Annotated in this window: 4 protein-coding genes; all 4 read right to left on the bottom strand. The window is 61.4% G+C overall.

The window, feature by feature from the left end; all coding sequences use genetic code 11:
• Positions 1-72: 72 nt before the first annotated feature.
• The gene (rpsG, locus tag VGH68_RS05145; protein WP_006053291.1) at positions 73-543 is read right to left on the bottom strand and encodes a 30S ribosomal protein S7; all 471 of its coding nucleotides are present in this window, start codon (positions 541-543) and stop codon (positions 73-75) included.
• Positions 544-724: 181 nt separating this feature from the next.
• A complete protein-coding gene (gene rpsL, locus VGH68_RS05140) occupies positions 725-1,105 on the bottom strand; it encodes a 30S ribosomal protein S12 (protein WP_006053290.1) in 381 nt (126 codons plus the stop codon).
• A 216-nt stretch (positions 1,106-1,321) separates the two neighbouring features.
• Positions 1,322-3,169 (bottom strand): DNA helicase RecQ, encoded by a 1,848-nt coding sequence (gene recQ, locus VGH68_RS05135; RefSeq protein WP_331602438.1) that lies wholly within the window; start codon positions 3,167-3,169, stop codon positions 1,322-1,324.
• 236 nt (positions 3,170-3,405) lie between these two features.
• Positions 3,406-7,161 (bottom strand): DNA-directed RNA polymerase subunit beta' (rpoC, locus tag VGH68_RS05130; RefSeq protein WP_331602436.1); only part of this gene is annotated, 3,756 nt, incomplete at its 5' end.

Below are 7,161 nucleotides of genomic sequence, written 5' to 3'. Positions count from 1 at the left end.
GGCGAGGCGCTTTGGCAGCGCACCCGCCCGGAATTGCTTTCCATCTTTCCGCTAAAGCCGGGGTGGCGAAGCTTAGAAACGGAAGTGCGAGAACGCCTTGTTGGCTTCTGCCATCCGGTGAACTTCGTCGCGCTTCTTCATTGCGCCGCCACGGCCTTCGGCCGCTTCGGAGAGTTCACCTGCCAGACGCAGGGCCATCGACTTCTCGCTGCGCTTCTTCGCGGCTTCACGCAGCCAACGCATCGCCAATGCCATACGACGCGACGGGCGCACTTCGACCGGAACCTGATAGTTCGCACCACCAACGCGGCGGCTCTTCACTTCGACCACGGGCTTGACGTTGTTGAGCGCCACCGTGAACACTTCCAGCGGGTCCTTGCCACCCTTGGTCTGGATCTGTTCGAAAGCGCCGTACACGATACGCTCGGCAACCGACTTCTTGCCGGAGAGCATCAGCACGTTCATGAACTTTGCTACATCAACGTTACCGAATTTCGGATCCGGCAACACTTCCCGCTTGGGGACTTCGCGACGACGCGGCATGTTTCTTCCTTTACTTTTTCAGTTGGAGCCATTCACGGCCCCGCGGTCACCAACTAACCCGATTCATCCGTAAGACTAACCAGCCCGGTCGGGTGACCACTTACTCGACAGCACCGGCACTTCCGGCACCGTCGCCATTACGGCCTGTTGAGGCGACCTGACACTACGACTGACCGGCTAATTACTTGCCAGCCTTGGCACGCTTGGCGCCATACTTCGAGCGAGCCTGCTTACGATCCTTGACGCCCTGAGTATCGAGCGAGCCTCGAACCATGTGGTAACGCACACCCGGCAAGTCCTTCACACGGCCGCCGCGGATCAGCACGACCGAGTGTTCCTGCAGGTTGTGGCCTTCGCCACCGATGTACGAAATGACTTCGAAGCCGTTCGTCAGCCGCACCTTCGCAACCTTACGGAGTGCGGAGTTCGGCTTCTTCGGCGTCGTAGTGTACACACGGGTGCACACGCCGCGACGCTGGGGGCAGTCCTGCAAGGCCGGGCTCTTGCTCTTCGTCGTTTCCGACGTGCGGCCTTTGCGAACCAGTTGATTGATGGTTGGCATTGTTTATTCCTGAAATTGAACAAAATCGACGCGTCTGTTTCCGGGCAAAGCGAAAACGCCTGCGCATCGAACTTCCGGGCGGCGTGCTCACACGTGAACTAAACCCGCGCGTGGGCATCCCAAGAACCGGAACCTAGCATGATATTCCGAAAACTCTAAGAGAGTCAACAGGTTGCAATGTTTCACGGCACTGGAGTGGGGGCAGTCGCGCGACGGTCAGTCGGCGGCTACGACATGCAGCAATTCGTGCCCAAAGCGGTCGAGCTTGCGCGCGCCCATACCCGGGATGCCGCGCAGATCGTCGATCGAACCCGGGCCGAGGCGGGCAATTTCCGCGAGCGTCGCGTCATGGAAAATGACGTAGGCCGGCACGCCATCGCTCTTCGCCGTTTCGGTGCGCCACATGCGCAGACGCTCCCAACGGGCGCGCTCCCGCGGACCCATACCGACCGTTGGGTCGGCGCGCTCGCTCGATCGGCCGGACGACTGGCGCGTACGTGTCGGCTTGACATAGCGACGCATCGTCACCTTTTGCTCGCCTTTGAGCACCGGTTTGCTCGCCTCGGTCAGCACCAGCGAGCCAAAGCCCTCGTGGTCGACACTCAGATAGCCGAATGCAACGAGTTGACGGAACACCGCGCGCCATTCGGCCTCACCCAGCGCCGCGCCTATCCCGAAGGTGGTTAGCTTCTCGTGGCCCCGCTGGAGAATTTTTTCGCTGCGATTGCCGCGCAAGATGTCGATCAGATGGCCGGCGCCGAAGTGAAAGCCGCTCGCCCGTTGCGCGCGAAACACGCACGACAGCGCCATCTGCGCCTCGCGCGTCGCATCCCATGTGGGTGGCGGCTCGAGGCAGTTGTCGCAGTTGCCGCACGGCTGACTGCTCTCCCCAAAGTAGGCAAGCAGGCGTACGCGTCGGCAAGTCGCCGTTTCGCACAGGCCGAGCAGCGCGTCGAGCTTGCCGGTTTGCACACGCTTGTGCGCTTCATCGGCTTCGGACTCGTCGATCATCTTGCGCTGCTGGACGACGTCGCCGAGCCCGTAGGCCATCCACGCATTCGACGGCATGCCGTCGCGGCCTGCTCGGCCGGTTTCCTGGTAGTACCCTTCAACGCTTTTCGGCAGATCCAGATGCGCGACGAACCGCACGTCTGGCTTGTCAATTCCCATACCAAACGCGATGGTCGCGCACATCACGATGCCCTCTTCGCGCTGGAACATCTCCTGGTGCTTCTGGCGCACCTCGAATTCCATGCCGGCGTGGTACGGCAATGCGCGCATGCCCTTTTCCTTGAGCCACTCGGCCGTTTCCTCCACCTTGCGGCGCGACAGGCAATAGACGACACCGGCATCCGTCGTGGCATCCGGCCTCGTGTGCTCGGCGCGTATGAAGTCGAGCAACTGCGTGCGCGCATTGTCCTTTTCGGCGATCCGATAGCGAATGTTCGGGCGATCGAAGCTCGACACGAATACACGCGCATCGTCGAGCGCGAGGCGTTGAATAATTTCGTCACGCGTGATCGCGTCCGCGGTGGCCGTGAGCGCGATGCGAGGCACGCTCGGAAAGCGCTCATGCAGCACCGACAACTGAATATATTCGGGGCGGAAGTCGTGCCCCCATTGCGACACGCAGTGCGCTTCGTCGATCGCGAAAAGGCCGATGCGCGTGCGTTCGAGCAGTTCCTGAAAGCGCGGCGTCATTAGCCGCTCGGGCGCGACGTACAGCAGATCGATGTCGCCGTCGCGTAGCGCGCGCTCGGTGGCCATTGCTTCCGAGCTAGACAGTGTCGAGTTCAAATACGCGGCGCGCACGCCGACTTCGGTCAGCGCGGCTACCTGGTCCTGCATCAGCGCAATCAGCGGCGACACCACGATGCCAGCGCCGAAGCCGCGCTCGCGCCGTACCAGCGATGGAATCTGATAGCACAGCGATTTGCCGCCGCCCGTCGGCATCAACACGAGGCAATCGCCGCCATCGGCGACGTGCTCGACGATTTCGCCCTGGTGCCCTCTAAACGCGGGATAACCGAAGACTTCGTTGAGGATTTCGAGCGGACGGGACATGAAATTGAGAGAGGCGGCGAAAAGATGGAGCTAAGACGGTGACACAAATTCTACCAACGCGTTCGCGCCGCGCCTGCGTTTGCGACAACGTTAGCCATCCGGCCTAGGTGGATTGAAGACGGCGCCGCCATATGGCAGCGCGGCATGGCGGAAAACGTGCATAAAAAAAGCCGCTCAGTCAAAACTGAGCGGCTTTCGAGCCAGTCAAGCCGAACCGGCTCGCGCCGGCCCACGACTTATTCGCCCGAGTGCTGCTGTTCGGCAGCCGGTGCTTCCGGCGTACCAAACTCGAACGACTCTTCCGCTGCGATCTGATCGAAACGCTCGCGGTCGGCCAGCTCCTTGGTCTTGCGGGCCTTGTGGAACGCGAGACCCGTACCGGCCGGAATCAGACGGCCCACGATCACGTTTTCCTTCAGGCCACGCAGGTCATCGCGCTTGCCCATGATTGCAGCTTCGGTCAGCACGCGGGTCGTTTCCTGGAACGACGCCGCGGAGATGAACGAATCGGTCGACAGCGACGCCTTCGTGATACCGAGCAGCACGTTTTCGTACGTTGCCGGACGCTTGTCTTCCGCGATCATACGGTCGTTTTCGTCGAGCATATCCGATCGCTCCACCTGTTCGCCCGGGATGAAACGCGTATCGCCGTTATCGACGATCTGCACGCGGCGAAGCATCTGACGCACGATCACTTCAATGTGCTTGTCGTTGATCTTCACGCCCTGCAGACGGTACACGTCCTGCACTTCGTCCACGATGTAACGCGACAGCGCTTCGACGCCCTGCAGACGCAGGATGTCGTGCGGATCCGCCGGTCCATCGACGATCATTTCGCCCTTGTTGACGACCTGACCATCGTGCACGAGGACCTGCTTTTCCTTCGCGATCAGGAACTCGTGCTGATTGCCCTCGAGGTCCGTGATAACGAGACGCTGCTTGCCCTTCGTATCCTTACCAAACGACGTCGTACCCGTGACTTCCGCCAGGATACCCGCGTCCTTAGGCGAACGTGCTTCGAATAGTTCCGCCACACGCGGCAGACCGCCGGTAATGTCCCGCGTCTTCTGCGATTCGGTCGGGATACGTGCAAGCACTTCGCCCACCTGCACCTGCTGGCCGTCCTTCACGGTGATCAGCGCGCCCACCTGGAAGCCGATCTGCACCGAGTGCTCGGTGTTCGGGATCTTGACTTCCTCGCCGTTCGCATCGAGCAGCTTGACCTGCGGACGTACCGTCTTCGACGCCTGCGAACCGCGGCGCTTCACGTCGATCACGACCAGCGTGGACAGACCCGTCACGTCGTCGATCTGCTTGGCGACCGTCACGCCTTCCTCGACGTTTTCGAACTTCACCGTACCACCGTACTCGGTGATGATCGGACGCGTCATCGGATCCCACGTCGCCAGTTGCGTACCCGCCTTGATCTGCGCACCGTCGAGTTGCAGCAGCGTGGCGCCATACGGCACCTTGTGACGTTCGCGCTCGCGGCCGTGATCGTCGGTGATCATCGCTTCGCCGGAACGCGAAATGACGATCTGCTCGCCCTTCGCATTCGTCACGTAGCGCATCGTCGACGTGAAACGCACGGTACCGTTCGACTTCGCTTCAACCGACGAAGCCACTGCCGCACGCGACGCCGCACCACCGATGTGGAACGTACGCATCGTGAGCTGCGTGCCCGGTTCACCGATCGACTGCGCCGCGATCACGCCGACCGCTTCGCCGACGTTCACCAGCGAGCCGCGGCCGAGGTCGCGACCGTAGCAAGCCGCACACAGACCGTATCGCGTTTCGCAGGTGAGCGGCGTGCGCACGCGCACTTCGTCGATGCCGAGGCGTTCGATATCTTCCACCGCGTCTTCGTCGAGCAGCGTGCCAGCTTCGAACAGCGTTTCCTGCGATTCCGGATTGACGACGTCGGCCACAGCCACGCGACCGAGAATCCGGTCACGCAGGGCTTCGACCACTTCACCGCCTTCCACCAGCGCCTTCATCGCCACGCCGTTCGATGTGCCGCAATCTTCCTCCACGACGACCAGATCCTGCGTCACGTCGACCAGACGACGCGTCAGGTAACCGGAGTTCGCGGTCTTCAGTGCCGTGTCAGCCAGACCCTTACGTGCACCGTGGGTCGAGATGAAGTACTGCAACACGTTCAGGCCTTCGCGGAAGTTCGCCGTAATCGGCGTCTCGATGATCGAGCCGTCCGGCTTCGCCATCAGGCCGCGCATACCGGCCAACTGACGGATCTGGACCGCCGAACCGCGCGCGCCCGAGTCGGCCATCATGTAAATGGAGTTGAACGACTCCTGACGCGTTTCCTTGCCGTCGCGGTCCGTCACCGGTTCCGTCGACAGTTGCTCCATCATCGCCTTGCCGACCGCTTCCGACGTTGCAGACCAGATGTCCACGACGTTGTTGTAGCGTTCCTGCGCGGTAACGAGGCCCGACATGTACTGACGGTCGTATTCCTTCACCTTCTTCGCGGCGTCGCCGACGATGGTTTCCTTCTGCGGCGGCACCAGCATGTCGTCGACGCAGATCGAGATACCGGCGCGCGTTGCCAGACGGAAACCCGACTGCATCAGTTGATCGGCGAAAATCACCGTTTCGCGCAGACCGCACTTGCGGAACGCGGTGTTGATCAGCCGCGAAATCTCCTTCTTCTTCAGCGGCTTGTTCAATACCGAGAAGGGCAGGCCCGGCGGCAGGATTTCCGACAGAATCGCGCGGCCGACCGTGGTCGCGTACAGCGTGATCTTCGGCACGAATGCCGGCGCGCCTTCCGACTTGTCCTCGTTGTGGACCATCTCGGTGATCCGCACGTTGACGCGCGAGGCCAGCTCGACTTCCTTGTTCTCGTATGCACGCAGCGCTTCCGAGACGCCCGTGAACGTCAGACCTTCGCCCTTACCGTTCACTGCTTCGCGGGTCGCGTAGTACAGACCGAGCACGATATCCTGCGACGGCACGATCGACGGATCGCCGTTGGCCGGGAACAGGACGTTATTCGACGCCAGCATCAGCGTGCGCGCTTCCATCTGCGCTTCCAGCGACAGCGGCACGTGAACGGCCATCTGGTCACCGTCGAAGTCGGCGTTGAATGCCGCGCAAACGAGCGGGTGCAGCTGGATTGCCTTACCTTCGATCAGCACCGGCTCGAAAGCCTGAATGCCAAGGCGGTGCAGCGTCGGCGCACGGTTCAGCATGACCGGATGCTCGCGGATCACCTCTTCGAGGATGTCCCACACCACCGCCGTCTGGTTCTCGACTTCCTTCTTCGCAGCCTTGATGGTCGTTGCCACACCCATCACTTCGAGCTTGTTGAAGATGAACGGCTTGAACAGTTCGAGCGCCATCAGCTTCGGCAGACCGCACTGATGCAGCTTGAGCGTCGGACCGACCACGATCACCGAACGGCCGGAGTAGTCCACACGCTTACCGAGCAGGTTCTGACGGAAACGGCCGCCCTTACCTTTGATCATGTCAGCGAGCGACTTCAGCGGACGCTTGTTCGCGCCGGTCATAGCCTTGCCGCGACGGCCGTTGTCGAGCAGCGAATCGACGGCTTCCTGCAGCATCCGCTTTTCGTTGCGGACGATGATTTCAGGCGCCTTCAACTCGAGCAGACGCTTCAACCGGTTGTTACGGTTGATCACGCGGCGATACAGGTCGTTCAGGTCGGACGTCGCGAAACGGCCGCCGTCGAGTGGCACCAGCGGACGCAGTTCCGGCGGCAGCACCGGCAGCACTTCGAGGACCATCCAGTCCGGCTTGATGCCAGAACGCTGGAACGCCTCGAGCACCTTCAGACGCTTCGCGTACTTCTTGATTTTCGCTTCCGAACCGGTGTTCTTCAGTTCGGTGCGCAGCAGTTCGACCTGCTCGTCGATGTTGATCGCGCGCAGCAGTTCGCGAATACCTTCCGCGCCCATTTCGGCACGGAATTCGTCGCCGTATTCCTCGACCTTGTTGTAGTAATCCTCTTC

The sequence above is a fragment of the Paraburkholderia sp. genome, from assembly GCF_036488505.1.
In the GTDB taxonomy this organism is placed as follows: domain Bacteria; phylum Pseudomonadota; class Gammaproteobacteria; order Burkholderiales; family Burkholderiaceae; genus Paraburkholderia.
The sequence above is the reverse complement of the archived record's forward strand: the minus strand, read 5'-3'. Positions and strand labels throughout refer to the sequence as shown.